The organism is Pseudoalteromonas sp. G5_S1_14_S5, assembly GCF_054968605.1.
Window position 1 is genome coordinate 1 of sequence record NZ_JBQKUM010000157.1, and the last position, 2,776, is coordinate 2,776.

General features: G+C 46.8%; 1 protein-coding gene and 1 pseudogene. Both read left to right on the plus strand.

What is annotated here, in order from left to right; genetic code table 11:
* Positions 1–189 precede the first annotated feature (189 nt).
* Complete coding sequence (locus tag ACTRWI_RS22195) at positions 190–1,851, plus strand: ATP-binding cassette domain-containing protein (RefSeq protein ID WP_499133865.1); 1,662 nt, start codon at positions 190–192, stop codon at positions 1,849–1,851.
* A 187-nt stretch (positions 1,852–2,038) separates the two neighbouring features.
* Positions 2,039–2,776, plus strand: a pseudogene (locus ACTRWI_RS22200) (helix-turn-helix domain-containing protein); the annotation flags it as partial.

Here is a 2,776-nt window from a genome sequence, read left to right on the forward strand (position 1 = left end):
GGGCGCCTATATGTATTTGCATAAGTGGCTACGTATGTAAAAGTACATTGAATATTGCCAACCACTTGCACATTTGCCTGTTGTTGCATATGATGCGTATCATCTTAACAAAAGACAGGTTCCAGATGAAAATGAATAACTAACTCTTTCACTGATATCTTAAGTATTTATTTTTTAATGGAGCTAGTTATGTCTACAGTAGTTGTTTCTGCCTGTGAGCTGTCGGTTCAGGATAAACCGGTTGTTATCGTCCGAGATCTTGAGTTTCATTTTGCCAACGGAGAGAGCTTGTGGCCAGCATTGAGTTTTAAGCTCGGTCGTGAAGCTACCGGCTTGGTTGGTCGTAACGGTGTTGGTAAAAGCTTGCTGGCGCAACTACTCATGCACTCTCTGTCCCCTAGTGGTGGTAGCATAGACTGGCTTGGTCGTGTGGGGTACCTTTCGCAGCTCCCTGATAGAGACCGTTGTACAGTAGCGCAAGAGTTCGCGCTAGAAAAGCCGCTTGCCGCCTATCAGCGAGTACTTGATGGCAGCACTACTCAGCAGGATTTTGATTTGTTGGAGTCGCATTGGGATTTGTCTGAGCGCTTGGAGGACTTGCGAGAGCAGTTGAACTATCCTGATCTGAGTTGGGATACCCCTCTGTGCGATTTGTCTGGCGGACAGCAAATGCGCTTACGTTTGCAAGCCGTGCTCATGGAGTCGCCAGACTATCTTATTCTCGACGAGCCCAGTAATCATCTCGATCAAAATGCGCGTATCTGGTTAAAGGACCAGGTTGCTGATTTGTGCGAGAGGGGGTGTGGCGTTCTGGTGATCAGTCACGACCGTGACCTGCTTAACCAGATGTCCTGCACGTTGGAACTAACCTCCTTGGGGATCCGTCGCTATGGCGGAGGTTTCGATTCTTATTTTCAGTATAAGCAGGCCGAGCTGGATGCTGGTGAGCGGAAGTTGGAACAATCGAAGCGTCAGTTAAAGAACCAGTGTGCGATAAAACAGGAACGTCTAGAGAAGCAGCAAAAGAGTGAGAAGCGTGGTAAAGCTAAGTTAGCTGGAGGTGGTTTTGCTCGCTTTGCTAAGCAGGACATGAAATCCCGTGGTGAGAAAACGCTTACACGTAATAATACACTGGAACAAGACCGTATTGGTAAAGCTCGACAGCAACTGCATCAGGCAAAACAGTGCATGGAGTGGATCAAGCCGATAGGCTTGTCGCTGGAAACTACCCGGCTACCGAATGCTAAGCGTGTGATTCAGATGCATCAATTGAGTGTGGGTTTTTCACAATTGACACCACCAATATTGCATGTAAACGAGTTGACGATCTACGGCAGTCACCGAATCTGGCTTCAGGGGGCGAACGGTAGTGGTAAAAGTACTTTTCTAAAGACGCTAGCCGGGCAGTTATCAGCGTTGGATGGCCAGTGTTATGTTGGTGTTAAAACTGCCTACTTGGACCAGCAACTGGCGTTGTTGAGCCTAGAGCAGAGTGCTGTAGAGAATTTTCAGCGCTTAGCGCCAGGACTCGCGAGTGTCGAGTATCGTTCACGTCTGGCTTGGTTGCGCCTAAGGCGCGACAAAGCTGAGTTTGCTGTTAAAGAGTTAAGCTGTGGTGAGCGCTTAAAAGTAGCACTGGCGTGTGCACTGCTTGGACCAGAGCCAGCACAACTTCTATTGCTTGATGAGCCAAATAATCATTTGGATCTGGAGTCTTTGCTAGCTCTGGAAAGCGCGCTATGCGAGTACCGCGGAGCACTGATCCTGGTTAGTCATGACGCGACACTTGCTGCTGGAATAGGTATTGATAGCCACTGGAGTGTCGTCGATGGAAAGTTGTACTGCTCGTAAGTTATTGGGCTGTATTGAGGCGTTGCTATAAAAAACTTTTAAGGTTGCTTTACAAACAATCAATGAATTAAGTTAGTTATCTAGATGCATCAGTTCCACTAAATCTTACGCTTCAATTTGAAAAGAAGAGAGTTGCTCACTTTGATTAAGGCGCTGAATTTTAAATCAAAGACAAGAGGTAACTCTCATGCATCATAAAAGCAATCTAATCATAAAACACAAAGCGAGTCTTGTTAGTCTAGCAGAGGAATTGGGGAATATATCCAAAGCTTGTAAGATCATGGGCGTGTCCAGAGATACGTTCTATGGCTATCAAGAACTTGTGAAGAAGGCGACGTTGACTCATTTGTCAACGAGTCTAGCAGAACTCCAAACATCAAGAACCGTGTAGACGAACGAACAGACAGAAGAAGCTCTTGTTGAGACGCTATCCAGTTCCCAGCTCACGGCCCGGCAGCGAACTGCGCAAAAAGGGTGTGTACGTTTCAGGTAGCGGAGTTCACTAAATTTGGCTAAGGCATAACCTGGAAAACTTCAAGAAGCGCCTGTTGGCGCTCGAAGCCAGAGTGTCGATGGATGGCGCAGGACGATGAAGCATGTGGTGAGATAGAAATCCACCCCCCAGGTAATCTTGGCTCACAGGACGTATTTTACGTTCGGAATCTAAAGTGTGTTGGGCGGAAATACTTGCAAACCTTTATCGATATCTTCAGCAAAAGTTTGCTAAGCTCTACACAACGAAAAAACCTATGGCTGCGACTGGACATAGTTTATGGCCGTATCCTTCCGTTCTTTGACACCCAAGAGCTTCAGATGTTTCGAATCCTGACGGACAGAGGTACAGAGTATTGCGGTAACGTTGAGCGGCAATACTCTGTACTTCTATCCGGCTATAACGATATCGATCACACGAAAAGAATGCCTA

What these genes read in the sequence shown, in the direction of transcription:
- ACTRWI_RS22195 (WP_499133865.1), top strand. Translation starts at nt 190, where the DNA reads ATGTCTACAGTAGTTGTTTCTGCCTGTGAGCTGTCGGTTCAGGATAAA.